The following is a 26,643-nucleotide window of genomic DNA, read 5'->3' on the forward strand; positions in this document are numbered from 1 at the left end:
CATCTTTTTCATCCCGACCAATAGCCGTTAACGTTATGCCACATATTGTTTTATTCGAACCTGAAATCCCACCAAATACTGGGAATATCATCCGCTTATGCGCCAATACAGGCTTTAGTCTGCACCTGATCCATCCCCTCGGTTTTACTTGGGATGACAAACGCTTACGCCGTGCAGGGCTAGATTACAGCGAATTTGCGGATATCAAACATCATCATGACTATTACGCATTCTTAGAAAGTGAAGGGTTAAATCCTGATAATAATCAGTCTCCAACGGGCGCCCGTGTGTTTGCGTTAACCACCAAAGGTAAGCCAAGCCACAGCAATGTAAGCTATCGGGAAGATGATTATTTGATGTTTGGACCAGAAACCCGCGGCTTACCGCCGTATGTTCTCGACAATATGCCGATCGAGCAGAAAATTCGTATTCCGATGCTGGCTGAAAGCCGCAGTATGAATCTTTCTAACTCGGTCGCCGTTGTGGTATTCGAAGCTTGGCGCCAGCTTGGGTATCCGGGTGCACTGCTGAAAGACTAATTTAGTTTGCTTATGCCGTTTGCTAGATTTAGAACAAATCTTGAACATCATTTAAGTTGCTGCTAGACTTGTACAATAAATAGTACAAGATAGGTATCATACAATGAAAACCATTTCCTTTAGTGATGCTAGAAGCAATTTGAAAGCAGTGCTTGATAGAGTTGTTGATGATATGGATACGACGATTATAACCCGCCGTGATTCTGAAGCGGCTGTAGTTATGTCCTTGGAATACTACAATAGTTTAATGGAAACCATCTACCTATTGCGCTCTCCTGCAAATGCAGAGCATCTCAACAAATCCATCGAGCAATTTAAAGCGGGTAAGATTTCAGAGAGAAAGCTAATCAATGAGTAGACTTCTAACATGGACGGATCAAGCTTGGGAAGATTATCTATACTGGCAAAGCCAAGATAAAAAGACATTAAAGCGGATCAATAAACTCATTGAAGACACAAAAAGAACGCCATTCAGCGGTATAGGTAAACCAGAGCCACTAAAAGAAAACTTAGCTGGCTTCTGGTCTCGTAGAATAGATGAAACTAATAGGCTAGTTTATGCAATCGAAAATACCGCACTAATCATCATTGCCTGTCGCTATCATTACTAGCTTTATTTAAATCCCATCCCCGCCTTCAAAACCATCAACGTTACCATTAAAGTTTTGATCCATCTCCAGCGATGGCTTATCGCTTGTTGGCTTACCGACAATACGCGCAGGAACTCCCGCCACTGTGGTATGAGGAGGAACTGGGTGCAGCACTACAGAGCCAGCGCCAATTTTTGCGCCGCGACCAATTTCAATATTGCCCAGAATTTTAGCGCCAGCGCCAATCATCACCCCTTCACGTACTTTAGGATGACGGTCGCCACAGGTTTTACCGGTACCGCCTAGCGTAACAGACTGAAGAATAGACACATCATTTTCGACAATCGCCGTCTCACCAATCACGATCCCCGTCGCGTGGTCGAGCATGATCCCACAGCCAATACGGGCAGCTGGATGGATATCGACCCCAAAAGAGACCGAAATTTGGTTTTGCAGATAAACGGCCAACGCTTTACGCCCTTCACCCCATAGCCAATGCCCAATACGATAGGCTTGTAGGGCGTGAAAACCTTTCAAATACAGCAGTGGCGTAGAATATTTATCAACCGCAGGGTCTCGTAAACGAACAGCAGAGAGATCCATCGCCGCAGAAAAAATCATCTGCTCGTCATTACGATATGCTTCTTCCACAATTTCGCGGACTTCCATTGCGGGCATAATCGGTGAGCTCAACTTGTTCGCCAACATATAGCTAAGCGCACTACCGAGGTTGTCATGCTTCAGTAATGTCGCGTTAAAAAAACTGGCAAGTAAAGGCTCACAGTCAGCAAGCGCCTTGGCTTCTTCCTTAATGTAACCCCAAATTCTATCCAGTTCTTCACGCGACATAATGGCTCTCTTCTATATTATTATTAGCTTGGTAACTTAGGCATGTCTGCAATTTCATCTTTAGTTGCACGCCCGAGTAATGCTTGGGAGGCTTCTAACACATTTTTATTGCAGTAGAGAATTTGATAAATCTGTTCCGTGATTGGCATTTCAACACCAGCACGCTCCGCAAGGGCTTTCACCTCTTTGGTATTACGATAGCCTTCAACCACTTGCCCAATCTCTTTTTCCGCCTCTTCCACACTGACACCATTGCCTAGCATCATGCCGAAACGGCGGTTACGAGATTGGTTGTCGGTGCAGGTTAACACTAGGTCGCCAAGTCCTGCCATACCCATAAATGTGGATGGATCAGCACCCAGTGATACACCTAAGCGGCTCATTTCGGCTAAGCCTCGTGTGATCAATGCCGTACGTGCGTTTGCGCCGAAGCCCATACCATCAGAGATCCCAGCGCCAATCGCGATAACGTTTTTCACTGCGCCACCAAGTTGCACACCAATCATGTCAGGGTTTTTATAGACGCGGAAACTTTTGCCACAATGGAATAATTTTTGTAAATCATCACCAAATTGGCTATCGGATGCAGCGACTGAAATAGCCGTAGGGAGACCGGCTGCAAGCTCTTTTGCAAAAGTGGGGCCAGAAAGTACCGCCAGAGGAATTTCGTTTCCTAATACCTCACGCGCTACATCTTGCAACAAACGCCCGGTATCTCTCTCTAGCCCTTTGGTTGCCCAAATAATGCGGGAGCCCGCTTTTAGATACGGTTTGATTTGCTTGAGCACATCACCAAATACATGGCTAGGTACCACAATCAAGATATTCAGGCTCGCTTCAACGGCGCTTTTTAAGTCCGTTTCGAGAGATAAACTATCAGGGAAAGAAACACCAGGTAAAAACGCTTGATTGCTACGTTCTTGGTTTAATTTACGGATGTGTGCTGGGTCATGCCCCCACAACACCACCTGATGACCATTACGTGCAAGAGTAATGGCTAAAGCGGTGCCGTACGAGCCGGCACCGATCACTGTCATTGAAGCAGTATTCATTAAGCGACCTTATTGAACTTCAGGGTTCTGCGCTTGTTCACCTTGTTGCTGCTGTAAGTAATTCATGAACAGTGCATCAAAGTTAACTGGCGCTAAGTTCAATTGTGGGAAAGTACCACGACCCACCATGTTCGTGATAGTTTCACGCGCATATGGGAACAGGATATTTGGGCAGTATGCACCTAAGCAATGTGCCATTTGAGTGCCTTCGATACCATCAATGGAGAACACACCCGCTTGCTGAACTTCACACAGAAATGCAGTTTCTTCGCCCAGAGTAGCGGTAGTTGTCACACGCAGAACAACCTCATATACGCCTTCAGCTAGCTGAGTTGAAGAAGTATCTAAATCTAATTTGATCTCTGGCTGCCACTCTTTTTGAAAGATTTGAGGTGCATTAGGTGCTTCAAATGAAACGTCTTTTGCGTAGATACGTTGAATTTGAAATACCATTTCTGAGTTGTTTTGTTCTGACATAATAATTACCTTACTTCCATATTAGAGTTTCGAGATATATTCAGTTGCCGGCACATTTTACAGTGCCGGATAATTACTTCTTACCACGAGCCAGTGGTAGGTTTTCACCCGCCCAACCAGCGATCCCTTCTTTCAGGACAAAGACTTTTTCAAAGCCATGATGAGCAAGCTGTTCAGCAGGTTTAGTTGCTTCCATTCCACTTGCAGAAACCATAATCACAGATTTCTGTTTATGTTTTTCCAGCTCACCCAAATTATTATCTTTAATTTCAGATGGTGTTAAGTTAATAGAATCAATAATATGCCCTTTGCGGAACTCTTCGCGAGTACGTAAGTCCACAACAACTGCTTCTTCTTTATTGATCATTGTAATCGCTTGAGTGCGCGCAATGACTTTAGTTTTAGAGAATAGGCTTCTGAAGGTCATCACGACCACGGCAACAAATAACACTATCCAAGTCAGACTAACAAACGTGTTACGACCGACAAATTGCATGATTTCTTGGATCATGGGGGGCAATTACTCCCGTTAGTTAAAAACGAATATCAAAGGGTTCAGAGTATACCTTTGTGCCGAGCTAATTACAGCCAGTTAGCGCAAACTAGAATGTCTTTTTTGCGAAAACACTCGCAGAGTTAACACCTTTTTACTGAAAAAAGAATTTTTTTCTCAAAGCTGTACGCAGGCATTTTAACATAAACATGCTCCGACTAGACTTTGACGCTAAATTAATTCCCATCTAAATAGAGTATATACAGTAAAATTCAGTGATAATACGCCTATGATTTGACTTAGTATCAAATGGTATAATAGCAATATTCTTAATTTTTAAGCGTTTTTATGACTATTTTTAAGAGAACACTGGAAAGCACGACTTGCAGATGAAATAATCAGTTATTGCATTTAATTGAGGTGATCTATCACAATGGCCCATACATCCCATCGAATAAAGACGTTTTTTGTTCGTCAGGCAATGATCCCCGCCCTGCTTGGTTTGGGGTTATTCACTTTGGCGCCTTCTCACGTCGCGCTCGCGAATCAGATCACCGAAAATAAAGGTCAATTAAATGACCTGCTAAAAAGCATTGCTGAAAAAGAAAAAAGCGTTAAAGAACAGCAAACTAAAAAAAGTAATCTCCTTCAGCAACTTAAAGAGCAAGAACAAAGTATTTCAGCAGCAAGCCGTGATTTGCATCTAACACAAAACCAATTAAAACAGCTAGATAAAGAAATATCCGCCTTATCTAGCAATATCAGTCGGCTGCAAAAGAAAAAAAATGAGCAAGAAAAACTACTTGCTGAGCAGTTAGATGCTGCATTCCGACTTGGTAAACACCAAGGTTTATCACTACTCTTAAAGGGTGAAGAAGGTCAACGGGAAGAGCGAATTCTTGCGTATTATGGTTACCTCAACCAAGCTCGTGAAAAAAATATTCTTGATCTAGAAGAAACCACCAAAGAGCTGCACGAACAGAAACAATTAGAGCAAAAAAAGCAAGCTGAGCAGAAAACAACGCTCACACGCCAGCAGCAAGAAAAACAAAAGCTCGATAATGCGCAAGCTTCACGGCAAAAAACCTTAACCGTATTAGAAAGCTCATTAAAAGAAGATCAAAAAAATCTCGCGGTCTTAAAGCAGAACGAAGCCAGACTACGCGACAAAATTGCTAAAGCAGAACGCGAAGCCAAAGCACGCGCTGAGCGTGAAGCTCGTGAAGCCGCGCGAATTCGTGCTCAAGTGGCTGAAAAGGAAAGAAAAGCCAAACAGAAAGGCGCCACGTATAAGCCATCTGAAAGTGAGCAATCACTTATGTCTCGAACAGGCGGTTTAGGTCGTCCTGCTGGTCAAGCTATCTGGCCGGTACGCGGTTCCACCCTACATAATTATGGGGATGTGATCTCCAGCGAATTACGTTGGAAAGGTATGGTGATCGCCGCAAATGAAGGCACCCAAGTTAAGGCTATTGCGGATGGTCGTGTACTACTCGCTGACTGGCTTCAAGGTTATGGTTTGGTTGTTGTCGTTGAGCATGGTAAAGGGGATATGAGCCTATATGGCTATAACCAAAGTGCGCTGGTAAATGTGGGACAAGAAGTCCGCGCAGGTCAGCCAATTGCGTTAGTGGGAAGTAGTGGCGGTCAAGAACGCCCTGCACTTTACTTTGAAATTCGCCGACAAGGTAAAACCGTCAACCCTCGCCCATGGCTAGGAAGGTAGCACAACCACCTTTCACATTACCTATAAAATGCTAGGCTATAAAAAGTTAGGAAAATAATTATGTTAAGACACTCGCCGATGAAATTACTGATTAGCCTGCTCCTTATCATGGTCAGCTCTCAGGCGAGTGCCGCCAAACTCGCTATTGTCATCGATGATTTCGGTTACCGAGCCAAAGAAGATAATCAAATCCTAGCGTTACCGGCCGCCATCAGTATTGCTATTTTACCTAACTCACCTCATGGTGCTGAAGTCGCGGCAACCGCCTATCAGCAAGGGCGGGATATTTTAATCCATATGCCCATGAAACCATTGAGTAAACAACCTCTCGAAAAAGACACTTTGGCACCCTCGATGAGTGCTGAAGAGGTTGACCGCATCATCAAAAATGCCATTAGCCGAGTTCCTCACGCTAAAGGAATGAATAACCATATGGGTAGCGAGATGACCTCCAGCCTTTCTGGGATGCGCAATGTGATGCGCTCGCTGTCGCAATCGAACCTCTTTTTCTTGGATAGCGTCACGATTGGTAATACGCAAGCATTGAATGCTGCTAAAGAATTTGGCGTTCCCTCTACGAAGCGCAATATTTTTATTGATAATCACCAATCTGAAGAAGAAACCCGTACACAGTTGAATAAAGCCATTGCTTACGCGCGTAAACATGGCAGCGCGGTGGCTATTGGTCACCCGCATCCATCAACCGTGCGCGCCTTACAAAAATTTATTCCACTGGTTCCCTCTGATATTGAGCTTGTGCCTGTCAGTTCACTGGTCGGCTATCAGCCAGCAACTGGCGAACCACGTAAAACGCTCAGAATGCAACCTGAAGGTGTTAATCCAACTCTGCCAGTGACAAAGCCAGAGACAAAAATGCCATTCAAATCAGAGGCAAAACCTCATGAAGCGGCTAAAACAACGGTAGATTCTGATGATGCTACACCAACTCTTGCGGAGCCAGAACTGACCAACGATGCTGCGGAGCAACCTGAAAAATCAGTCAATCCCGCAGAGTTAGGTGTATGCGATATCGAACTCCCATCAACCCGCCTACAAGGCATTGAGCTACTCATGTTTGTGGTCGAGGCCATTTATCAAGATAAAACCCTACAGCCCTTGATTGCAGAAAAGAAAATACCATAACGGGTAAGACTAAACATAAAAAAGGGTTTAAAGGCCTTCGCCAATAAACCCTTTAAACTCATAAGCTAATTCTGCATTAATCCCAGTTTAAAATCACTTTTCCTGACTGCCCTGAGCACATCACATCAAAGCCTTTTTGGAAATCATCAATAGAAAACTCATGAGTTATGATTGGTGATAAATCGAGGCCTGATTGCACGAGTGTCGCCATCTTATACCAAGTTTCAAACATTTCACGCCCATAAATTCCCTTGATAAACAGACCTTTAAATATAACTTGGCTCCAGTCTGTTGCCATCGATGATGGAGGAATACCTAATAGCGCAATTCTGCCACCATGATTCATGGTATCTAGCATAGTTTGGAAAGCAGCGGGCGCCCCTGAAACTTCTAGCGCCACATCAAAGCCTTCTTTCATGCCCAGTTCATTCATGACGTCTTTAAGATTTTCACGGCTCACATTCACCGCGCGGGAGACACCCATTTTTTTCGCTAATTCAAGGCGATAATCATTCACGTCAGTGATCACCACATGGCGAGCACCAACATGTCGGCAAACTGCTGCCGCCATAATACCAATAGGACCTGCGCCCGAAACCAGCACATCTTCCCCCACTAAATCAAACGATAGTGCCGTATGTACCGCATTACCAAATGGGTCAAAAATTGCTGCAATTTCATCGGGAATATTGTCTGGAATTTTAAAGGCGTTAAACGCTGGGATCACCAAATACTCAGCAAAACATCCTGGGCGATTTACACCGACGCCAATGGTATTACGGCATAAGTGGGTACGCCCACCTCGGCAATTACGGCAATGACCGCAGGTAATATGCCCTTCGCCAGAAACACGGTCACCAATTTTAAACCCTTTAACTTCCTGCCCAATCTCAACAATTTCCCCTATATATTCATGACCCACCACCATCGGAACTGGAATCGTTTTTTGCGACCATTCATCCCAGTTGTAGATATGAACATCCGTACCGCAAATAGCGGTTTTACGGATTTTAATCATCACATCATTGTGTCCCAGTTCCGGTTTCGGAACATCTGTCATCCATATACCTGGTTCTGCTTTTAATTTGGACAGTGCTTTCATAGGCGACCTTTTATTTATGATTACATTAATTTAATGACCACTTTAATTTCACAACTGCATTAATTTCATAAGAAAATCAAATTTATAACTAAATTAGTTGAAGCTTTTTGCCAATACGGGTGAATGCATCAACAGCGTGTAAAATATCCTCTTCGCTGTGTGCAGCAGACATTTGCGTGCGAATTCGCGCTTGTCCTTGCGGAACTACCGGATAGAAAAATCCAGTGACATAAATACCTTCTTTTAATAGTTCTGAGGCAAATTGCTGAGCAATTTTGGCATCACCCAACATCACAGGAATGATGGCATGATCGGCGCCTGCTAATGTAAATCCTGCAGCCGTCATTTTTTCTCTAAATAACACCGCATTACGCCACAATTTCTCACGGCGCTCTTGCCCTTCGGTCATCATATCGATCACCTTAATGGACGCAGCAACAATAGCGGGTGCCAAAGAGTTAGAGAATAAATACGGACGAGAGCGTTGACGTAACCACTCGACAACCTCTTTTTTGGCGGCAGTATAACCACCCGATGCACCACCTAATGCTTTTCCGAGTGTGCCAGTAATAATGTCTACTCGCCCCATCACTTTACAATACTCGTGGCTACCACGACCGTTTTCACCAACAAAACCAACAGCATGAGAGTCATCTACCATGACCAATGCGTTATATTCATCTGCAAGGTCACAGACAGTTTTCAAGTCAGCAATCACACCATCCATCGAGAAAACACCGTCAGTCGCAATCAGAATATGACGCGCACCCGCAGCTTTCGCTTCTTCAAGGCGCTGTTTTAATTCCGTCATATTGTTATTGCTGTAGCGATAGCGCTGGGCTTTACACAGGCGAACACCGTCAATAATGGATGCGTGGTTTAGTGCATCAGAAATAATGGCGTCTTCTGGCCCCAGTAGCGTTTCGAAAAGCCCGCCATTGGCATCAAAACAAGAGGAATAGAGAATCGCATCTTCCATTCCAAGGAAATCCGCGATTTTCTTTTCAAGAACTTTATGGCTGTCTTGGGTACCGCAAATAAAGCGAACCGATGCCATACCAAAGCCATGGCTATCCATACCTTGTTTTGCCGCTTCAATCAGCGCGGGATGATTGGCTAAGCCTAAATAGTTATTTGCACAGAAGTTAATAACGCGCTGTCCACCCTGGATTTCAATATCCGCGTCTTGAGAGGTCGTAATAATGCGTTCATGTTTAAACAAGCCTTCAGCTTCTATTTGCACCAATTGTTGTTTAATCTGCTGGTAAAATTGTTCTGACATGATTTGTTCCTGTAAAGAAGTTGTTTACAGAGTTTAATAATAGTCACTAGAACTAGCGATATCTGGTGAGCAAATAAGTTAAGTTTGTAGGCAAGATCACGATAATGCCCTTTAAAGAGGTATGACAACTAGGACAATTATCTGGTCGATATACTGTTGTCTGCACAAAGAGGTGTTATTATAGACCCCAATTTTGTATCTATTTATTCTTAACCCACTTGAGGTATTCACGATGATCGTAGTCACTGGCGGAGCTGGTTTTATTGGCAGCAATATTATTAAAGCCCTGAATGAAATGGGTCGCACCGATATTCTGGTGGTGGATAACCTGAAAGATGGTACTAAGTTTGCCAACCTTGTTGACCTCGATATCGCCGATTACATGGATAAAGAAGACTTTATCGTGAGCGTTATTGCGGGTGATGATTTTGGCGATATTGACGCTGTTTTCCATGAAGGTGCTTGCTCATCCACCACTGAGTGGGATGGTAAGTATATGATGGATAATAACTATCAATTTTCTAAAGAACTGCTGCATTACTGTTTAGAACGTGAAATTCCTTTCCTGTATGCCTCTTCCGCAGCGACATACGGCGGACGTAGCGATAATTTCATCGAAGAACGTGAATTTGAAAAACCACTGAACGTATACGGCTACTCTAAATTCCAATTCGACCAATATGTCCGCAGCATCATGCCTGAAGCTCAGTCTCAAGTGTGTGGCTTCCGCTATTTCAACGTTTATGGACCAAATGAAAACCATAAAGGCAGCATGGCGAGCGTGGCTTACCACTTAAACAAACAAATTAATGAAGGGCAAACCCCGAAACTGTTTGAAGGAAGCGACACTTTCCGCCGTGATTTCATCTACGTTGGCGATGTGGCAGCGGTGAATTTATGGTTCTGGGAAAATAATGTTTCTGGCATTTTCAACTGTGGTACAGGTCGCGCGGAATCATTCCAAGCCGTTGCCGATGCCGTCACTGAATTCCATAAAGATAAAAATGTGTCTATCGAATACATTGAATTCCCTGAGAAATTAAAAGGTCGCTACCAAAGCTTCACTCAGGCGGATCTGACTAAATTACGTGCCGCAGGTTACACCGCACCGTTTAAAACCGTTGCTGAAGGCGTAACCGAATATATGCAATGGCTGAATAAAGACGCGTAATCGTCTTTTATGAAAACAGTGCCTATGAAAACAGTACCTATGAAAATTGAGCCTATGAAAATATTAGTAATTGGCCCCTCATGGGTAGGGGATATGATGATGTCTCAGAGCCTTTATCGTACGATCAAGGCGCTGCATCCTCATGCTCAGATAGATGTGATGGCACCGGATTGGTGCCGTCCGTTATTGGCGAAAATGCCCGAAGTGTCTGAAGCGATTTCCATGCCATTAGGCCATGGAAAGCTCGAAATTGGCGAACGTCGTCAATTAGGCATCAATTTGCGGAAAAATGGGTACGATCAGGCGATTGTTTTACCTAATTCCTTGAAATCTGCTCTGGTGCCGTTCTTTGCTAAAATCGCCAAAAGAACGGGGTGGCGTGGTGAAATGCGTTATGGGCTGCTCAATGATTTACGCCCATTAGATAAACAAGCATTTCCGCTGATGGTGCAACGCTACGTAGCATTGGCGTATGACAAGCAGCTCATCAAATCTGCCAATGATATTCCCGCCCCAATTCTATGGCCTAGGTTAGTCACTGATAAACAACAAGTTAGTGATACTATTAGTCAATTTAATATTGATTTTTCTCGCCCAATTATTGGTTTCTGCCCAGGCGCTGAATTTGGTCCTGCAAAACGTTGGCCACACTATCACTATGCAGCGTTAGCTCAAAAACTAATCAGCGAGCAAGGCTACCAAGTCCTGTTATTTGGCTCTCAAAAAGACCATGAAGCAGGCGAAGAAATCCGCCAAAGTTTGACTGACGACGCTCGTCATTACTGCCTCAATTTCGCAGGAAAAACGTCGTTAGAACAAGCCGTTAATCTTATTGACGCTTGCCAAGCCGTAGTGAGTAATGATTCTGGCTTAATGCATGTGGCTGCAGCTCTCGATAAGCCGTTAGTCGCACTATATGGCCCAAGCAGCCCTGACTTTACCCCACCACTGTCCGATAAAGCGGAAGTGATCCGGCTGATAACGGGTTACCACAAAGTACGTAAAGGTGACGGCGAAAGTGGCTATCACCAGAGCTTAATTGATATTCAACCGCAAATGGTACTGGATGCCCTCACGCGTTTAAATATAGGTATTAAATAATGAGAGTGTTATTAGTAAAAACATCATCTATGGGAGATGTTTTGCACTCTCTGCCTGCATTAACCGATGCGCAGGCAGCAATACCGAATATTCAATTTGATTGGGTCGTCGAAGAGGGGTTTGCTCAAATCCCTACATGGCATAGTGCGGTGAATAAAGTCATCCCTGTGGCAATCCGTCGCTGGCGAAAAAATTGGTTTGCTGCGCCAATTCGTGCTGAACGTGCGGCATTTCGTCGCCAACTACAGGAAATCCACTACGATGCAGTGATTGATGCGCAAGGGTTACTTAAGAGTGCGTTGCTAGTCACTCGCCTTGCTCTCGGTTCTAAACATGGTTATGACCGCCATAGTATCCGCGAGCCGATTGCTAGCTTCTTCTACGACCATCGTTATTCCATTAGTAAACAGCAACATGCGGTAGAACGTATTCGCCAATTATTTGCTAAAAGCCTCGGGTACACTTGCCCTAGAACCCAAGGCGATTACGCGATTGCTCGCCATTTCTTGCAATCTGCCGACGAAACCGAAGCGCCCTATGTGCTGTTTTTGCACTCCACAACCCGCGACGATAAGCATTGGCCTGAGTCTCATTGGCGTGAACTGATTCAGTTAATGAAGGAAACTGGGCTGAGAGTGAAGCTCCCTTGGGGTGCAGAGCATGAGCATCAACGAGCGATGAGGCTAGCTGAGGGTTTTGATTTTGTTGAAGTTTTACCAAAATTAACGCTGGCACAAGTCGCGCAACAGATTGCGGATGCAAAAGCAGTGGTTTCTGTCGATACCGGCTTAAGCCATTTAACCGCTGCGTTGGATAAACCGAATTTTACGCTGTTTGGTCCAACAAACCCCGGTTTAATTGGTGGTTATGGAAAAGACCAAAATGAGATAAAAAGCGTAGATAATAGAATGGATAGCATTAAAGCTGATGTGGTCTTCCAACAACTGTGCACCGAGTTATAGCCCACTCAGAGTATTATCTAAAGCCTATCTCCCATAATAATTAAGCGGTCATTTGACCGCTTAATTATTTTTTTCACTGTATAAAAGATTTATTTTTTCTCTGGGGCAATAAACCCAAAACACATGGTTTTCGGCTCAGCATCCGGTTCAGAGCGATAAATTACATCTTCTTTTTCGATCGTAAATTGTGGCCAGAATTTACGCACTTTAGCGAAATCTTCGTGGGCACAATCGTCATATTTTCGCCCTAATAAAATAGCACCGTGCTCACGAATTTCTGCTTCGGTAATCTCACGGTTATACACATTCGGCGGCATATGATTTTCTAGCGTCCAAGGCTGGATAACATGCGGTCTATCTTGGGCATAGATAATAAACCATTGATGTAGGTTATCCTCACCGCCAACATATTTGACTGGCGTTCCGTAACGTTGATACCAGCGCTGTTCACCTTCAGCAATTAAGGTTTTCACGCCAATAAACTTCTGACCTGCTCCTCGAATATTCCCAGCTTGAACAATGAGATAGCCCGATACCATTAAGACACCAACAACGGCTAAGCCAATTAATGGTTTTTTCAGTGACTTTTTCGGCATTACAGTGATTGAGCCGACAAATAAAGGCGCACAGGCCATCATAAATGGCTGTAACCACTCAGTAATTCGCCCACCATCATGGAACGAGAACCAACCGTAAATCACGGCTAATGGAAATAAAATAATGAAGTTTGCCATGCGGTTCGATAAGGCTTTCGGCCAACCGATTTTTCCGCCACAGCAATATAAGATAATTGCTGCGATAATCAGCGGGTAAAACACACTTAACGCAGCTTCCGTGGTATGTAAGTTAAAACCGGGGTCAATTTGCGAATCTACCCATTTAAAGGCTGAAAAATCACTCGCCATCAACCAGAAGAAGTTTGGCAAGATCATCGAAAACCACAGTGCTATCGCTAAATAAAACACCGGATGGCGATAGCTTTGGCGCGCTTGTTTCACAAAAAGGGTGAGTAAGAAAACGGAGCCGACTAAAGCAAGCGTGGAGTATTTCCCCATTGTTGCCAGACCGGTCACTAAAGCAAAAGGTAGCCACCACAGTGGGTTATCTTCGACGGCACGCAGAAATAAGTAAATCACCCAAGGCCAGAATGTCACTAAAATATAGTTATCATTATAAGGAATAATATCGAAATTAATGACGCCTGATAAATTCATCATCAGCATCGCAAACCATGCAAGGTCACGGCGCCCTGTTAACCGATAGGCAAGTTTCCATACCCCAAGTAACCCAAATCCAATACCGATAAAATGGCTTAAATACCAATAGAAACTATAAGAAATTCCCAAATGGATGGCAGGCCACATCATCGTACCGACAAACCACGGATTTTTTGGGGAGCCCCACTCACCATTCATTCCCCAGTTAACGGCTTCGACCGTATCGTAAGGAACGGTCGGGTCAAAAAAGAAACTCGCAAGGATCCAGGCAATGGCATAGCCAATGATCCAAAGATACACATACTTATTTGAAGTTGGTTGATTGGTTGTCGGCATTCTTTTTTCAGCGAAATTTATCAATAAAGTTAAAGGGAAATACGCATTATTTTACGTCAAGCTTGTAGAGTGCTACCTCTCGCTCGGCTGAGTATGCAAAAACGTGACTGGGTAGTTTACTATAGTTTAAACAAAATAATCAGAAATGAGAGAAATTGTTATTACTCATTATAGTAATATTCAAGTTATCAATATTTTGCTGAATATTACTGTTCTCTAGGAGGTAAATAAGGCTGCAACAATTTAAGTAAACGCTGCAATGCACCTTGGTTTTCATGTAATACTTCTGCGGCATGTCGACCATAATACAGTCGATAATCTTCATCGGATAGCAGGCTCGTGACGGCTTGAGCCAGTGATTCGCTGTCCGTCACAGTGATCAACCCATCTGCTTGGGTTAATTTCGCGCAAATATCTTTAAAATTAAAGGTATGTGGTCCCATCAAAACAGGTAACGCATGCGCAGCTGCTTCAAGTGGATTATGACCGCCCGTTTCAACTAAGCTCCCGCCAACGAAAGCAATATCTGCAATTCCGTACAGCAACATCAATTCCCCCATCGTATCGCCAATAACCACTTGGGTTTCTAGAGATGGGATAACGCCACTACTACGACGAATGAAGCTTAGCCCTGCTTTTTGCGTCAACTCTTCCGCTTTTACGAAACGTTCTGGATGCCTTGGAACTAAAATGAGTAATAAATTGGGAAATTTTTTCAACAACTGTTGGTGAGTTTGTAAAACAATGGCTTCTTCACCTTCATGGGTGCTTGTCGCAATCCATACAGGGCGATGTGCGGCCCACTGCCTGCGTAAGGTAATCGCTTTAACAGCCAATTCAGGGGTAACGGAAATATCAAATTTTAAGCTTCCCGTCACTTCTAACTGCTTACGTCTTAACCCTAATTGAATAAAACGTTCACCATCTTCTTGATGCTGAGCTGCCACCATCGTGACATTTTGCAGCATACGCTTCACAAAGCTACCAAGCTTTTGATAACCCGCAGCAGAGCGTTCAGATAACCGAGCATTCGCGATAACTAATGGAATATTACGCTTATGCAATTGGTTGATCATATTTGGCCAGAGTTCTGTTTCCATAATAATCACCAGTTTAGGATCAACTTGATTAAGGAAACGGCTCATTGAGCCTGGTAAATCATAAGGGAGATAAACGTGACTAATATCGTCACCAAATGCCGACTGAACACGCTCTGACCCGGTTGGCGTCATTGTTGTCACAGTGATAGGGAGTGATGGATAGTGATGGCGAAGTGCACGCACTAACGGTACTGCCGCAAGGGTTTCCCCCACAGAAACTGAGTGTAATAAAATACCTTTAGGAACAACTTTGCCACCACAAAAACCATAGCGTTCCCCCCAGCGTTTGCGATACGCAGGGGCTTTACGGCTACGCAATAATAAGCGTATCCAAATCAATGGCTGGATGAGATAAAGAAGTACCTGATATACACGCAATAACATTCGATCTGATTCACTTACCAAAATTGGCGGTATCTTACCATAAACCATTACTGAAAGTGTGTAGAATCTGTGCCTAAAATGAGACTTAAAATAAATGGATGCTTACCAGTGATTGTTGCAAGAGAACGCAATTGCCGTTAATGTGGATTTCACCGTCACTTATTCCTATCGATATATTAGGATAAGCAATAATAAACAAAGAGATAGCAATATCATGACCCATAAAGCTATTTATCCGGGAACCTTTGACCCGATTACCTCTGGACACGTCGATATCGTCACCCGTGCTGCCGCGATGTTTGACCATGTTTTGCTCGCTATCGCAAATAGTCAACGCAAAAGCCCTATGTTTAATCTGGAAGAGCGTGTTGAGCTCGCGAAGCAAGTTACAGCTCACTTAGGGAATGTCGAAGTGGTTGGCTTTTCTGAGTTAATGGCGAATTTTGCACAGAAAAATAATGCGAATATTTTAATTCGTGGCGTACGTTCAGTGGCAGATTTTGAATATGAATGGCAACTGGCTAATATGAACCGCCATTTTGTTCCTGAGCTAGAAACAGTATTTTTACTTCCATCACAAAGCTTATCTTTCGTTTCATCCTCATTAATTAAGGATGTCGCGCTTCATGATGGAGATATTTCGTCGTTTTTACCGCCTATAGTTGCTGAGGCTATGTTGAAAAAACTCAACAAAATCTAGCAATTACTTCTGACATTGAGGGCAATAAAAGGTTGTCCTCTGTCCTTGTTTGATGCTCTCAATCTGGGTTCCGCATAAAGAGCAAGGCTCACCTTTTTTTCCATACACAAATAACTCTTGAGCAAAGTAACCCGGTTTTCCGTCTGACTGTAAAAAGTCTTTGAGAGTGGTTCCACCTTGCTCTATTGAACGTTGCAGCACTTTTTTAATCTGCGTAACCAGTTCGGTAATTTCATTGAGTGTCAGTGTGTTAGTCAGCTTTTCTGGGGAGATTCTTGATGCAAAAAGCGCTTCATTAGCGTAGATATTCCCTACCCCAACAACGATTTTGTTGTCCATCAACCAAGGTTTGACCGCAACCTTACGTTTAGCTGCTAAATCAAAGAGATATTTAGGATTGAATTCATCGGAGAGAGGCTCAGGACCTAAATGGGCGAGAACGGAGCTAGACGCTAAATCATCGCACCAAAGCCATGCACCAAAGCGTCGAGGGTCAGTGTAGCGCAGTACTTTACCGTCACCCAAGATAAGGTCTACATGGTCATGTTTCCCTTCGGTTATCTCTTCCGTTAGAATTCGCACACTGCCAGACATTCCTAAATGGACAATAATCCAACCTTTGCGCAGTTCAATCAGTAGGTATTTTGCCCGTCGTTGAACACTAATCACGGTTTCATCAGATAAACGCATGATTTGTTCACTTACCGGCCAACGTAACCGTTCATTACGCACAACGGCATAACTAATTGTATTGCCGACTAAATGTGGTTCAATACCTCGGCGGCTGGTTTCAACTTCGGGCAGTTCTGGCATAATAAATTTACCACTTAATAAGGTACAGAGTATATGTATTAATGTATAATGATACCGAAAATCAACTGTTATCTGTATAGATATATTGTTACACTAATTTACCACAACCTAAAATAGGTAATTTTATGATTTTTGATGATAAAAGTGATATGACCCTTGTTATAACTAGCTGTGGGCGATTTGAATTACTGAAAGCAACATTATTATCATTTGATAAATATAATTCATATCCGATCAAAAAAGTCATAATTACTGAAGATTCTGGAAATACTGATGTTCATAAAGTTATTCCTGAATCATGGAAACCATATACCGATGTCATTGTTAATAAGAAAAACTTAGGTCAAATAAAATCTATTGACCTTGCATACAGTAAAATTGACACCGACTATATTTTTCATTGTGAAGATGATTGGGAATTCTATCGAAGCAATTTTATTGAAGATTCAATAACTTTATTACTACACGACCCTAAACTTTTACAAGTTTGGCTACGTGATTATTATGATGATATCAAAAAACATTATTCTTTTATTGGCAAAGATGAGCAGAAAGAATTTGAAAATATATCTTATTCCGTAATAAATAGCTCTCATTCAATGATGAGAGGATTCAGCTTCAATCCTGGAGTGAAAAGATTGTCTGATTATAAATTAATCAAAAAGTACAATATTGGAAAGAGTGCTGATCTTACCGAAGGCGTTTTATCTATCGCATATAGCATGTATGGGATGTACGTCGTTATCTTAAATAAAAGTGCAGTAAAACACTTAGGGTGGGATAATCACATTCCAACTGATAGTGAGAAATTCAAAAAAAGTAAAAAAATAAAATATACAACACTAGGTTTTTTATTTGGATTTTTGGTTTCCATGATTTTAAGTTTTTTAATTTTCAAATAATATGAGCAATAGTATGTTTAACTCTATAAAAAATGGTAAATATGATAGGCTTACACTAATTAATGTATTTTCTATTGTATTTATTATTTCTATCTTTTTTATCGATGGAATAACAAGATATAAAAAAGGAATTTCAATATTAATTGTAATACTGTCCTTGATAACTTTCTTTCAATCGAAAAAAGATGAAGCATTTGCCTTATATAAAAATAAACTTTTCTTTTTTTCCTTGCTTTTTTCCCTGTTTTTACTGCTATCAGCATTGTATTCTGAAGACCGAAAAGAAACTATTAAGTATGCATTTAACAGCACACTAAATTATGGTCTTCTTTTCTTCATACTTTTCATTCCAATTTTACTTCACAAGCTAGATAAAAAAGATATTTTTCAAACGCTTACCTTTTCTTTTATATTTGGACTAACACTAAACTGTACTATTGAGTTAACAAGATATTGTTTAGAATATATAAACAATGGTACATTACCATTTACGACTTATTCCTTTAGGGAAATTTCAAACTCTTTAGTTTTTTACTTTCCAGTACTACTTATCTTACTTTTTTCAGAGAGAACAAAATATTCTTTTTATCTCACTTTATTGTTAATTTCATTTTCCTTCATACTTCTAGGTACCTTATCCCGAGGAGCTTGGCTAGCGATATTAGTGTCATGCATAACCTTTTTCCTATTAATAAAAAATTGGAAAGTACCACTAGCAGTGCTAATCCTTATTGGAATTACACTTATCACCTTGAAAGTAATTACCAATGAGAACAATATTTTATTATTTTCTAAATTAGAGCAAACCAGTAGTTCTAACCGTTATGCTAACGGAACTCAAGGTACAGCCTTGGAAATGATTAAAGAGAAGCCAATTCTTGGATATGGTTATGGCAACAATGTTTATGATTCTGTTTATAATGAGAAAGTAAACCAACATCCAGATTGGGTTTATAAAAAATCTATAGGCCCACATAATACATTTTTATTTATCTGGTTTGGCACTGGTTTATTAGGGTTAACTTTATTTGTTTCAATGATAATAATAGCATTTATTTCACTCTTGAAAAACTTAAAATCTGACTGTATCTATACCAAAAAAATTAGCATTATTTTAATAACCATTCTTGTTGGTTATCTACTCACTCGAGGTATGTTTGAACAGATGGATATTAAGCCTCTCGGGATAGTTCTTGGCTTCTTACTCTTAGTACAAAAGAAAACCTAATTATCACCTATTCAAAAAATCATATTCGAGCCTAAAATATTTTCTTAAATAAATATTTTAGGCTTAATAGAAGACTATAAATAAACTTTCCCTGTTTAAAAAAATGCTTTGCACTATATCTCAAATGGTTACTGCTATTAGCTTTCAATAAAGGAATATCTTTCCACGGAGAAGCATTTTTAGCGTCTAAAAATGGTTTTGCAGTTGGATAATTAGCCCACTCATGCCATGGCTTCGTTGGCCCTATATAGTGGATCAAAATTGTACTAGATGTTATTGGATTCTCTTTTCGACCATCTTGGAGTTCATAATTAATACTATATTGAGTGTTATATTTTTGGTCTAAGTAAACAATTTTACCAGTTAACAACATGTTCAATATATCTTGGTCAAGATAGGAAATCTTGGCTTTAACTTCATCTTGAGATAACAGATTCATTGCCTTTAGTGATATATCATTTTCCTTCCAACTCACTAAATTTAAAATTAAGAAGCCAGCATTAAAATACCCATTTGCAATACTAGGGATCCCCAATGCATCCGCTCTTTTTTTCCACCAATCAGAATCTCTTTCAGGAACAGCAGCTACCACTTGATTCTCTTTAAATTCAATATGTAACAAATCACTTAATGAGCCTTGGCACATGATATCCGCATCCATATAAATGATGCGCTCTAGTTGCTCAGAAAAGTAGTCTGCAATGATAAATCTAAAATACGTTGCGTAAGACCAATTTTTGGTACTTGGTAACGACTTTAACTGTTCACAATCAACTAAATATATTTTTATGCTTGTTTTATATTGCTCAGCTAACTCACGAAAAAGAGCCTCTTGTTCCGAATCAAAATAATCGGTAAAAACATGAAAACAGAATGATATGTCCTCGTTATTTTTTAAGAGAGAGGCAATAGAAATTCCACAACCATATAAAAAATTACGGTCAATACCGTAAGAAATATGTAAACAATCATCTCTAGCAACCACATTTTTGGCTGTAAGATCAATTTGCTTTGTGATTGCACTTTCCTTATTAAAAAACATGTTTAGTCTCTCTTTTTCTTTATAGCGACTTTCTGATCGTACGCGCTTTAATTTTGTCAGCTTTGCTTTTCGCATCTGCCATCAAACTAGATTCTTGACTCAGTATCTCTTTTAACGGCATTTCAAAATAAACCTTCATAAACCGGAAAATATCTCGTTGAGTTAAGCCGATTTCTAGTGACGAAAAGTATAAACCAATTAAATCCTTATTTCGCCAACGGGTAGGAACTGACGACCGTAGCTGTGCGCGATGCAAATCGATAACTGAAATTTTTAAATCGTGCAGATTTTCTGTGAACGGTAGATGCAGTAAGAAATGGCAAATATAACAGTCGCGGTGATTAATGCCGATGCGATGCATCTTACGTACCATCTCGGCAACTCGCTGGATCAACATTTGCTTAGTTCTGAATTTAGGCGGTTGAGTTGCCCAATTAGCGCAGTAATCTTCTAAACTCACTGTTGGAGTGAGGTCTTCAGTAATAATAAATGAATGACGTCGAAGTGGGTTCCACCCTCTTTGCCCAAAAGCACGCCCGTTCATGGTATCAACGCCAGCTTCAGTCAATCGATGAATTGCATTCCATTCACGATCTGCACCTAAAACAGGTAAACGGAATGAAAATAAATTCTTCAAAACCTCTTTTAGCGTCGTGCCATAATGAATCTTAATAAAATAGCTTTTATCATCAAGCTGGAAACGCAATGTTCTGCGCGTTTCCAATGCACGAAAGACTTCGCCATCCAGTTTATCTGTTTCAACAAATGGGTCTTTATCTTTCCATAATTCGTTAAAAGGTGCTTTTAACTCAACCATTAGAGCATCCTAAAATAATATCGGCCGCTTTTTCCGGTAAACTATACAGATCTTCTGTATCCGCATAGTATTTAGCATTGTTTACCCACTGAGTTCGTTTTTGTGTATCTTGCAGACTATCGCATAGAGCCTGATTTAAAACTGTCTGTTCAAACGGCTCATTAACCACCACGCCACATTGTGCTTTGTCGATAAACGACGCATAACCACACACTTCAGTGACTATAATTGGCAATCCAGCAACAATCGCTTCAAGCAGGACAATCCCAGCCGCTTCTTGATAAGCCGGATGCATCAAAATATCCGCAGCAGCCATTAGCTCCGCAATGTCATTGCGTCCGCTAAAAAATGAAACTTGTTTAGTAATTCCCAACGTTTCCGCTAATCGTTGATATTTACCGGGTTTATCTTGCCCTACCACCATCAAAAGTGTGTTATTTCTGATGTTTTCAGGCAGTGCTGCCATCGCCTTAAGAGTTCTATCAACTCCCTTGCGTTTAAAATCAGACCCAACTTGAAGCAGTAAAAATGCAGACTCTGGAATTTGATTCTTTTCCCGATAAATACGCTTAGCATCCACAATCTGTTGGTCATATTTTCGATCAACGGCTATACCCGGAGGCAGCATGTGAAAACGGTCACTTTCCGTTCCATAGTGCTTTTCAAAATGGGTAATTTGATGAGGAGTGAGCATCATGAGCTGCGTTGCCTTTCCTTTTTGGAAGACCGCTTTTTCAAAAGCAACATAATGTTTATAGCGTGGAGTCAGCTTATAGAAAAAGCCTTTTTCTTCAGCCACTTTTTGCGCATAACAAACATCCGCAGCAAAATATACATCCAGCTCAGGCATTTTATTAAAGCCAACAATTCTATCTACAGGATGTTGCTTCAGATGTGCCATTACCCATTCACAATATTGGGCATTTCGTCCATGGTTAGTGCCTGAACTAGTAGGAACAATAATAATTTCAAACTGTTCTGGGCGTTCACCTTCCCATGACTGGGTATAAACACGAATCTGATGTCCACGAGCTTGGCAAGCCATCGCGATACGTAAAAAGTCGCGTTGTAGCCCTCCAAATGGAAAATATTTATACAGACAAAATGCCAACACCATCTTAGTACCTTCCCATCATTGAGCGCATATTCATCGGCAGCATTTGCTCTGTTGCTTCAATCACATCACTCGCAGGGATCACGGAGAGATATTTTTTATTGCGGTCTAGCTCATCTCTAGGTGGCATATTTTCATAGTCCCCCGCCCAGAATTTCACCACATTATCGCTCCATGGACGCCAGAAAATATGGTTAGTGGCACCAAATAAGCAAACGATGGGAGTTTTAACCGCGGCAGCAATATGCATCGGTGCAGAATCGACACCAATAAAAAGGGCAGCATGCGCAATTAATGCGCCTAATTCAGGGAAAGATGTTTTTCCTGCAAGCTCAGTCGTTGGCTTGGTTTGGCAATTCTCCGCAATTTCATTCACACACGCTAAGTCTTCTTTGCTTGGGCCCGATGTTAATACCACTTGATAGCCACGAGACTGCAACGCATCAATGACGGCTGAGAATTTTTCATTATCCCAACATTTAAAAATTTGTCGGGCAGTAGGCTGGATCACGACATAGCTACTGTGAACGCCAAGGTCTAACAGTCTTTGATCAATTTTTTTCCAATCATCTTCCGCATAAGACATGGTTAGGTCTGTTTTGAATTCTTGGATCCCTAACGGTTTTAATACAGAAAGATTATTTAAAACAACATGCTCTCCTTCAGGAGGAGTGAGATGCGTAAAGCTATTTCGCCAAAATTTCGAATCACGATGACCGAAATCGTGTGAAATCTTAGTTTCTGCGGGAATCGCGCGAACGAGTAACGAAACCATCCATTGGTCGGCAAGGTTAACCACTAAATCATACTGATTACGACGTAATTTAAACAGTAGACTTAAAAAGTTGCAGGCTTTACTCAAACCACCACTTTTCTTACCTTTCATGCCATATAGTGTATGGATCTCTTGGTTTTCCGACAAAATGGGAATGGTGTCCTGATAAAGCAAAACATCAATCTGAGCATCAGGATAATTTTGCTTCAATGAGCTGATAACAGGCGTCGTCAGTAGCATGTCACCATGAAACCGCATCTTGATTACAAGAATTTTTTTATACTGTTTTTTCACCAGGAGCTCTTAATCAGGTCTAGTAGATAAATTGATATGGATATTTGACAATAAAATGCGTTATTAATTCCATGAATACTGAACATGTTACTACGTTCAGATTAATGGTTATAGTTTTTAATCAATATCCCTATGGATAGCCACTTTATGGCTAATTTTTGACATAAAAAAACCCAGCCTAAGCTGGGTTCTTCGTACGCAGAAAGCAAAATTATTTGATTTTTGCTTCTTTGTAGATCACATGCTTACGAACAACTGGATCGAATTTTTTCAGTTCCAGTTTTTCTGGCATTGTGCGCTTGTTCTTCGTAGTGGTATAGAAGTGACCTGTACCTTCAGAAGAAACCAGCTTGATTTTCTCGCGAATACCTTTAGCCATTTTTTAGCTCCTTAGTACTTCTCACCGCGGGTACGCAGTTCAGCAAGAACAGCATCAATACCCTTTTTATCGATAACACGCATACCTTTAGCAGATACACGCAGTGTTACGAAACGTTTCTCAGACTCAACCCAGAAACGGTGAGAGTGCAGGTTTGGCAAAAAACGACGTTTGGTCGCGTTTAATGCGTGTGAACGGTTGTTACCGCTCATTGGACGCTTGCCGGTAACTTGGCAGACTCGTGACATGTCTATTCTCCAAAAATCTAATCAGCTCGAGCTTTTTTGTTCTGGGCTTGACTGCCTCGTCAGGCTTAGGAGCCCATCTCAGCAAACTTTTAAGTGATCAACAAAATATCTTTATCTTAGCAAAAAAATTTACTGAGATAGGCTCTTCTCGTCAAACCCGAGATCCTTAAAGGTGGCGTAGTATACGCTTTCAATCGTTTTCACTCAAGCCCAACACAGCAAAAGTTGTCATTTTTTAGTCAAAAAATAATTTTACAGCCATCCGCGCTCGGCAAATGAGGTGCAAGATTTGTGTCCAACCACAAAATGATCAAGTAATTTAATCCCCATCATGTCACAAGCACTCTGAATTTTCTCAGTAACGTACTTATCTGCCATGCTTGGCTCAGGGTTTCCTGATGGGTGATTATGAGCAAGCACTATCGCTCTGGCATTCATTTTCATGGCAAACCGGATAATTTCTCTTGGATGCACTTCAACGCGATTGATAGTGCCTTTAAACATCTCTTCCTGGCAAATCACCTGATGCTGGTTATTCAAAAATAGCACCATGAAAACCTCTCGCTCCTGCCCTGAAAACAATTCAAGCAACCTCGATTTCAATGTATTGGGGTTATCCATGATGTCATCACAAAGCACTTGCGCAGAAAAACAACGCCTTGCGAGTTCGCTAGCGGCTTGCAACTGACTTAATTTACAAGCCCCCAAGCCTTTGCATTCAATCAGCTTTGCGTAGTCAGCTTGCACTAATAAATAGAGTGAACCAAACTCATGAAGTAAACGCTGAGCAAGTTGTAAAACGGGTTCACCTCGTGTTCCCGTACGTAAGAAAATAGCTAATAACTCTGCATCAGATAATGATGCAGCTCCATATGCCAACATTTTTTCTCGTGGTAAAAGCTCCATGTATTCGTGCATCGACTCATCCTCTTTCACGTCGTTGCCCTCTTTGTAGTCAACCAACATACACAGAGCAATCATATAAACTAGCCTTTGCGTAGCGCTTCGCAAAAATAGCATCGGGATACAAAATCGGCTCTCTCACCAAGCTCATTGATATGGTAAGATGCCCCCCATGTTGACCAAATCGGACAGAGACCATGACTCAACAAACTTCAGTTAACTCATTATTAGGTAAGCGAATTGTTCTTGGTATCAGTGGTGGAATAGCCGCTTATAAAATCCCTGAACTCACTCGCCGACTGCGTGATGAAGGGGCATCTGTACGTGTTGTCATGACACCTGCGGCAAAAGCGTTCATTACACCTCTCACGTTGCAAGCCGTTTCCGGTCATCCGGTCGCTGATGATTTGCTAGACCCTGCCGCTGAGGCCGCAATGGGTCACATTGAATTGGCAAAATGGGCTGATATAATTATTTTAGCGCCAGCTACTGCCGATTTAATCGCACGATTAAGCGCTGGCATGGCGAATGATTTACTTACGACCGTTTGTCTTGCATCTGCGGCGCCTATTGCCGTCGTGCCTGCGATGAATCAACAAATGTATCGCGCTGCAGCAACACAGGATAATTTAATCAGACTGCAACAACGCCAGTGTATGATTTGGGGTCCTGATGAAGGCAGCCAAGCATGTGGTGATGTGGGGCCAGGGCGTATGATTGACCCATTAGCTATCGTGAAATTGGCTGGTCAGCACTTTCAATCATGTTTAGGTCAGCAATCACGTTCAGACCTACAGGGGATTTCAATCATGGTTACGGCAGGTCCAACCCGTGAAGATTTGGATCCTGTACGCTTTATCAGTAATCATAGTTCTGGGAAAATGGGTTTTGCCATCGCGCAAGCTGCCAGTGAACGCGGAGCGAACGTCACTCTCGTCGCAGGTCCTGTTAATTTGGCAACACCGAATGGTGTAAACCGCATTAACGTGACGAGCGCCCTTGAGATGTATGAACAAGTACACCAGTCTATTACTGAGCAAGATATTTTTATCGGCTGTGCTGCGGTTGCAGATTACCGAGCTAAAACCGTCGCTGAGAATAAAATTAAGAAACAAGGGAATGAAGTTTCCATTACCCTTGTACAAAACCCTGACATTGTGGCAAGTGTAGGAAAACTGACGCAAAATCGCCCTTATGTAGTCGGTTTCGCGGCAGAGACCCAAAATGTCGAAGAATATGCACGACAAAAGCGCCAACAAAAGCAACTTGATTTAATTTGTGCGAATGACGTTTCCTTAGCGGATAATGGCTTTAATAGTGATAACAATGCACTACATCTATTTGATGCCCACGGTGATGTTCGATTACCACACAGTAGTAAAATTGAATTAAGCCACCATTTACTTGACGAGATACTCCAACGTTATGAAAAAGATCGATCTGAAAATTCTTGATGCACGTATTGGGAATGAGTTTCCACTGCCAACTTACGCAACCACTGGCTCTGCGGGTTTAGATTTACGTGCATGTATTGATGCACCTATCGATTTAGCACCGGGTCAAACTGAATTGATCCCAACAGGTCTAGCTATCCATATTGCAGACGAGCAACTTGCCGCAGTAATTCTGCCACGTTCAGGTTTAGGTCATAAGCATGGTGTAGTACTAGGTAACTTGGTTGGTTTAATCGACTCAGACTACCAAGGCCAACTGATGGTGTCAGTATGGAACCGTAGCGACAAAGCATTCACCGTTGAACCGGGTGAACGTATGGCACAAATGGTCTTTGTTCCTGTTGTTCAGGCACAATTCAATATTGTGGATGACTTTGACGCGAGTGAACGCGGTGAAGGTGGTTTCGGTCATTCTGGCCGCCAATAATGGGCCGACAATAAGTCGAACCT

General features: G+C 41.8%; 29 protein-coding genes. 13 read left to right on the plus strand and 16 right to left on the minus strand.

Annotation, left to right across the window (positions count from 1 at the left end):
* Positions 1–35 precede the first annotated feature (35 nt).
* The 3 genes from trmL to M5X66_RS17670 all read left to right on the plus strand — a co-directional run bounded on the left by trmL (position 36) and on the right by M5X66_RS17670 (position 1,150).
* Complete coding sequence (gene trmL / locus M5X66_RS17660; RefSeq protein ID WP_036950780.1) at positions 36–539, plus strand: tRNA (uridine(34)/cytosine(34)/5-carboxymethylaminomethyluridine(34)-2'-O)-methyltransferase TrmL; 504 nt, start codon at positions 36–38, stop codon at positions 537–539.
* Positions 540–642: 103 nt separating this feature from the next.
* The gene (locus M5X66_RS17665; RefSeq protein WP_006663215.1) at positions 643–897 is read left to right on the plus strand and encodes a type II toxin-antitoxin system Phd/YefM family antitoxin; all 255 of its coding nucleotides are present in this window, start codon (positions 643–645) and stop codon (positions 895–897) included.
* Positions 890–1,150, plus strand: a complete 261-nt coding sequence (locus tag M5X66_RS17670) for a Txe/YoeB family addiction module toxin (protein ID WP_036950778.1) — start codon at positions 890–892, stop codon at positions 1,148–1,150. The genes M5X66_RS17665 and M5X66_RS17670 overlap by 8 nt, the downstream gene beginning before the upstream one ends.
* A gap of 6 nt (positions 1,151–1,156) precedes the next feature.
* Here the strand turns inward: M5X66_RS17670 and cysE are convergent, their stop codons facing one another.
* The 4 genes from cysE to M5X66_RS17690 all read right to left on the minus strand — a co-directional run bounded on the left by cysE (position 1,157) and on the right by M5X66_RS17690 (position 4,015).
* Positions 1,157–1,978, minus strand: a complete 822-nt coding sequence (gene cysE / locus M5X66_RS17675; protein ID WP_036950776.1) for a serine O-acetyltransferase — start codon at positions 1,976–1,978, stop codon at positions 1,157–1,159.
* 23 nt (positions 1,979–2,001) lie between these two features.
* Positions 2,002–3,030: an NAD(P)H-dependent glycerol-3-phosphate dehydrogenase gene (gpsA, locus tag M5X66_RS17680; RefSeq protein WP_108479153.1), complete on the minus strand. Its 1,029-nt coding sequence runs from the start codon at positions 3,028–3,030 to the stop codon at positions 2,002–2,004.
* A gap of 9 nt (positions 3,031–3,039) precedes the next feature.
* Complete coding sequence (gene secB / locus M5X66_RS17685) at positions 3,040–3,507, minus strand: protein-export chaperone SecB (protein ID WP_006660561.1); 468 nt, start codon at positions 3,505–3,507, stop codon at positions 3,040–3,042.
* 73 nt (positions 3,508–3,580) lie between these two features.
* Positions 3,581–4,015, minus strand: a complete 435-nt coding sequence (locus M5X66_RS17690; protein ID WP_230085095.1) for a rhodanese-like domain-containing protein — start codon at positions 4,013–4,015, stop codon at positions 3,581–3,583.
* Positions 4,016–4,433: 418 nt separating this feature from the next.
* On the opposite strand from M5X66_RS17690, the gene envC reads away from it, so the two are divergent.
* Positions 4,434–5,726 (plus strand): murein hydrolase activator EnvC, encoded by a 1,293-nt coding sequence (gene envC, locus M5X66_RS17695; protein ID WP_036950769.1) that lies wholly within the window; start codon positions 4,434–4,436, stop codon positions 5,724–5,726.
* A 60-nt stretch (positions 5,727–5,786) separates the two neighbouring features.
* Positions 5,787–6,869 carry a divergent polysaccharide deacetylase family protein gene (locus M5X66_RS17700; RefSeq protein WP_036950767.1) on the plus strand — a complete coding sequence of 361 codons (1,083 nt, stop codon included), beginning with the start codon at positions 5,787–5,789 and terminating at the stop codon, positions 6,867–6,869.
* Positions 6,870–6,945: 76 nt separating this feature from the next.
* Here M5X66_RS17700 and tdh read toward each other — a convergent pair whose 3' ends face one another.
* Both tdh and M5X66_RS17710 read right to left on the minus strand, forming a co-directional pair.
* Positions 6,946–7,971 carry an L-threonine 3-dehydrogenase gene (gene tdh / locus M5X66_RS17705; RefSeq protein ID WP_036950765.1) on the minus strand — a complete coding sequence of 342 codons (1,026 nt, stop codon included), beginning with the start codon at positions 7,969–7,971 and terminating at the stop codon, positions 6,946–6,948.
* A gap of 88 nt (positions 7,972–8,059) precedes the next feature.
* On the minus strand, positions 8,060–9,253 hold the full coding sequence (locus M5X66_RS17710) for a glycine C-acetyltransferase (protein ID WP_036950763.1): 1,194 nt from the start codon (positions 9,251–9,253) through the stop codon (positions 8,060–8,062).
* A 232-nt stretch (positions 9,254–9,485) separates the two neighbouring features.
* Between M5X66_RS17710 and rfaD the strand changes: the two genes are divergently transcribed.
* Genes rfaD through rfaC form a run of 3 tightly spaced genes read left to right on the plus strand, consistent with a single transcriptional unit; the run spans position 9,486 to position 12,487 of the window.
* Positions 9,486–10,424 (plus strand): ADP-glyceromanno-heptose 6-epimerase, encoded by a 939-nt coding sequence (gene rfaD, locus M5X66_RS17715; RefSeq protein WP_036950761.1) that lies wholly within the window; start codon positions 9,486–9,488, stop codon positions 10,422–10,424.
* Positions 10,425–10,478: 54 nt separating this feature from the next.
* Positions 10,479–11,525 (plus strand): ADP-heptose--LPS heptosyltransferase RfaF, encoded by a 1,047-nt coding sequence (gene rfaF, locus M5X66_RS17720; protein ID WP_154634490.1) that lies wholly within the window; start codon positions 10,479–10,481, stop codon positions 11,523–11,525.
* Positions 11,525–12,487: a lipopolysaccharide heptosyltransferase RfaC gene (rfaC, locus tag M5X66_RS17725; RefSeq protein ID WP_154634489.1), complete on the plus strand. Its 963-nt coding sequence runs from the start codon at positions 11,525–11,527 to the stop codon at positions 12,485–12,487. The genes rfaF and rfaC overlap by 1 nt, the downstream gene beginning before the upstream one ends.
* Before the next feature lie 89 nt (positions 12,488–12,576).
* Here rfaC and M5X66_RS17730 read toward each other — a convergent pair whose 3' ends face one another.
* Both M5X66_RS17730 and waaA read right to left on the minus strand, forming a co-directional pair.
* A complete protein-coding gene (locus M5X66_RS17730; protein WP_108479145.1) occupies positions 12,577–14,040 on the minus strand; it encodes an ArnT family glycosyltransferase in 1,464 nt (487 codons plus the stop codon).
* Positions 14,041–14,246: 206 nt separating this feature from the next.
* A complete protein-coding gene (waaA, locus tag M5X66_RS17735; protein ID WP_036950750.1) occupies positions 14,247–15,524 on the minus strand; it encodes a lipid IV(A) 3-deoxy-D-manno-octulosonic acid transferase in 1,278 nt (425 codons plus the stop codon).
* Positions 15,525–15,738: 214 nt separating this feature from the next.
* On the opposite strand from waaA, the gene coaD reads away from it, so the two are divergent.
* On the plus strand, positions 15,739–16,224 hold the full coding sequence (gene coaD / locus M5X66_RS17740) for a pantetheine-phosphate adenylyltransferase (protein WP_036950747.1): 486 nt from the start codon (positions 15,739–15,741) through the stop codon (positions 16,222–16,224).
* Positions 16,225–16,227: 3 nt separating this feature from the next.
* Here coaD and mutM read toward each other — a convergent pair whose 3' ends face one another.
* Complete coding sequence (gene mutM / locus M5X66_RS17745) at positions 16,228–17,037, minus strand: bifunctional DNA-formamidopyrimidine glycosylase/DNA-(apurinic or apyrimidinic site) lyase (RefSeq protein ID WP_108479144.1); 810 nt, start codon at positions 17,035–17,037, stop codon at positions 16,228–16,230.
* Between the two features lie 125 nt (positions 17,038–17,162).
* Here mutM and M5X66_RS17750 point away from each other — a divergent pair, with 125 nt between their 5' ends.
* Together M5X66_RS17750 and rfaL are read left to right on the plus strand one after the other, a co-directional pair.
* Positions 17,163–17,939: a glycosyltransferase family 2 protein gene (locus M5X66_RS17750; protein ID WP_270103774.1), complete on the plus strand. Its 777-nt coding sequence runs from the start codon at positions 17,163–17,165 to the stop codon at positions 17,937–17,939.
* A gap of 13 nt (positions 17,940–17,952) precedes the next feature.
* The gene (gene rfaL, locus M5X66_RS17755) at positions 17,953–19,167 is read left to right on the plus strand and encodes an O-antigen ligase RfaL (protein ID WP_270103775.1); all 1,215 of its coding nucleotides are present in this window, start codon (positions 17,953–17,955) and stop codon (positions 19,165–19,167) included.
* A gap of 31 nt (positions 19,168–19,198) precedes the next feature.
* Here the strand turns inward: rfaL and waaO are convergent, their stop codons facing one another.
* The 7 genes from waaO to radC all read right to left on the minus strand — a co-directional run bounded on the left by waaO (position 19,199) and on the right by radC (position 24,754).
* Positions 19,199–20,209: a lipopolysaccharide 3-alpha-galactosyltransferase gene (waaO, locus tag M5X66_RS17760; RefSeq protein ID WP_270103776.1), complete on the minus strand. Its 1,011-nt coding sequence runs from the start codon at positions 20,207–20,209 to the stop codon at positions 19,199–19,201.
* Between the two features lie 19 nt (positions 20,210–20,228).
* Positions 20,229–21,026 (minus strand): lipopolysaccharide core heptose(I) kinase RfaP, encoded by a 798-nt coding sequence (rfaP, locus tag M5X66_RS17765; protein WP_270103777.1) that lies wholly within the window; start codon positions 21,024–21,026, stop codon positions 20,229–20,231.
* Positions 21,019–22,143, minus strand: coding sequence for a glycosyltransferase family 4 protein (locus M5X66_RS17770; protein WP_154610065.1), 1,125 nt, complete (start codon positions 22,141–22,143; stop codon positions 21,019–21,021). Before M5X66_RS17770 ends, rfaP begins: the two co-directional genes overlap by 8 nt.
* Before the next feature lies 1 nt (position 22,144).
* Complete coding sequence (gene rfaQ, locus M5X66_RS17775) at positions 22,145–23,209, minus strand: lipopolysaccharide core heptosyltransferase RfaQ (RefSeq protein WP_036950725.1); 1,065 nt, start codon at positions 23,207–23,209, stop codon at positions 22,145–22,147.
* A gap of 211 nt (positions 23,210–23,420) precedes the next feature.
* Complete coding sequence (rpmG, locus tag M5X66_RS17780) at positions 23,421–23,588, minus strand: 50S ribosomal protein L33 (RefSeq protein WP_004265124.1); 168 nt, start codon at positions 23,586–23,588, stop codon at positions 23,421–23,423.
* 11 nt (positions 23,589–23,599) lie between these two features.
* Complete coding sequence (gene rpmB / locus M5X66_RS17785; protein ID WP_004265123.1) at positions 23,600–23,836, minus strand: 50S ribosomal protein L28; 237 nt, start codon at positions 23,834–23,836, stop codon at positions 23,600–23,602.
* A gap of 252 nt (positions 23,837–24,088) precedes the next feature.
* Positions 24,089–24,754, minus strand: coding sequence for a RadC family protein (gene radC, locus M5X66_RS17790; protein WP_036950916.1), 666 nt, complete (start codon positions 24,752–24,754; stop codon positions 24,089–24,091).
* A 182-nt stretch (positions 24,755–24,936) separates the two neighbouring features.
* Between radC and coaBC the strand changes: the two genes are divergently transcribed.
* Both coaBC and dut read left to right on the plus strand, forming a co-directional pair.
* Positions 24,937–26,193: a bifunctional phosphopantothenoylcysteine decarboxylase/phosphopantothenate--cysteine ligase CoaBC gene (gene coaBC, locus M5X66_RS17795; RefSeq protein ID WP_154610064.1), complete on the plus strand. Its 1,257-nt coding sequence runs from the start codon at positions 24,937–24,939 to the stop codon at positions 26,191–26,193.
* Positions 26,165–26,620 carry a dUTP diphosphatase gene (gene dut, locus M5X66_RS17800; protein WP_154599592.1) on the plus strand — a complete coding sequence of 152 codons (456 nt, stop codon included), beginning with the start codon at positions 26,165–26,167 and terminating at the stop codon, positions 26,618–26,620. The genes coaBC and dut overlap by 29 nt, the downstream gene beginning before the upstream one ends.
* The last annotated feature ends 23 nt before the right edge of the window (positions 26,621–26,643 follow it).

Origin of the sequence: Providencia sp. PROV188 (assembly GCF_027595165.1) — a bacterium.
GTDB classification, from domain to species: domain Bacteria; phylum Pseudomonadota; class Gammaproteobacteria; order Enterobacterales; family Enterobacteriaceae; genus Providencia; species Providencia lanzhouensis.

Coding starts and splice junctions, on each gene's coding strand:
- M5X66_RS17710 (WP_036950763.1), bottom strand. CDS start 9,253: ATGTCAGAACAATTTTACCAGCAGATTAAACAACAATTGGTGCAAATA.
- M5X66_RS17665 (WP_006663215.1), top strand. CDS start 643: ATGAAAACCATTTCCTTTAGTGATGCTAGAAGCAATTTGAAAGCAGTG.
- waaA (WP_036950750.1), bottom strand. CDS start 15,524: ATGTTATTGCGTGTATATCAGGTACTTCTTTATCTCATCCAGCCATTG.
- trmL (WP_036950780.1), top strand. CDS start 36: ATGCCACATATTGTTTTATTCGAACCTGAAATCCCACCAAATACTGGG.
- M5X66_RS17700 (WP_036950767.1), top strand. CDS start 5,787: ATGTTAAGACACTCGCCGATGAAATTACTGATTAGCCTGCTCCTTATC.
- coaD (WP_036950747.1), top strand. CDS start 15,739: ATGACCCATAAAGCTATTTATCCGGGAACCTTTGACCCGATTACCTCT.
- gpsA (WP_108479153.1), bottom strand. CDS start 3,030: ATGAATACTGCTTCAATGACAGTGATCGGTGCCGGCTCGTACGGCACC.
- M5X66_RS17670 (WP_036950778.1), top strand. CDS start 890: ATGAGTAGACTTCTAACATGGACGGATCAAGCTTGGGAAGATTATCTA.
- rfaP (WP_270103777.1), bottom strand. CDS start 21,026: ATGGTTGAGTTAAAAGCACCTTTTAACGAATTATGGAAAGATAAAGAC.
- coaBC (WP_154610064.1), top strand. CDS start 24,937: ATGACTCAACAAACTTCAGTTAACTCATTATTAGGTAAGCGAATTGTT.
- M5X66_RS17750 (WP_270103774.1), top strand. CDS start 17,163: ATGATTTTTGATGATAAAAGTGATATGACCCTTGTTATAACTAGCTGT.
- secB (WP_006660561.1), bottom strand. CDS start 3,507: ATGTCAGAACAAAACAACTCAGAAATGGTATTTCAAATTCAACGTATC.
- envC (WP_036950769.1), top strand. CDS start 4,434: ATGGCCCATACATCCCATCGAATAAAGACGTTTTTTGTTCGTCAGGCA.
- rfaC (WP_154634489.1), top strand. CDS start 11,525: ATGAGAGTGTTATTAGTAAAAACATCATCTATGGGAGATGTTTTGCAC.
- mutM (WP_108479144.1), bottom strand. CDS start 17,037: ATGCCAGAACTGCCCGAAGTTGAAACCAGCCGCCGAGGTATTGAACCA.
- rpmB (WP_004265123.1), bottom strand. CDS start 23,836: ATGTCACGAGTCTGCCAAGTTACCGGCAAGCGTCCAATGAGCGGTAAC.
- rfaD (WP_036950761.1), top strand. CDS start 9,486: ATGATCGTAGTCACTGGCGGAGCTGGTTTTATTGGCAGCAATATTATT.
- rfaF (WP_154634490.1), top strand. CDS start 10,479: ATGAAAATATTAGTAATTGGCCCCTCATGGGTAGGGGATATGATGATG.
- M5X66_RS17730 (WP_108479145.1), bottom strand. CDS start 14,040: ATGCCGACAACCAATCAACCAACTTCAAATAAGTATGTGTATCTTTGG.
- rpmG (WP_004265124.1), bottom strand. CDS start 23,588: ATGGCTAAAGGTATTCGCGAGAAAATCAAGCTGGTTTCTTCTGAAGGT.
- radC (WP_036950916.1), bottom strand. CDS start 24,754: ATGCACGAATACATGGAGCTTTTACCACGAGAAAAAATGTTGGCATAT.
- tdh (WP_036950765.1), bottom strand. CDS start 7,971: ATGAAAGCACTGTCCAAATTAAAAGCAGAACCAGGTATATGGATGACA.
- M5X66_RS17770 (WP_154610065.1), bottom strand. CDS start 22,143: ATGGTGTTGGCATTTTGTCTGTATAAATATTTTCCATTTGGAGGGCTA.
- waaO (WP_270103776.1), bottom strand. CDS start 20,209: ATGTTTTTTAATAAGGAAAGTGCAATCACAAAGCAAATTGATCTTACA.
- dut (WP_154599592.1), top strand. CDS start 26,165: ATGAAAAAGATCGATCTGAAAATTCTTGATGCACGTATTGGGAATGAG.
- rfaL (WP_270103775.1), top strand. CDS start 17,953: ATGTTTAACTCTATAAAAAATGGTAAATATGATAGGCTTACACTAATT.
- cysE (WP_036950776.1), bottom strand. CDS start 1,978: ATGTCGCGTGAAGAACTGGATAGAATTTGGGGTTACATTAAGGAAGAA.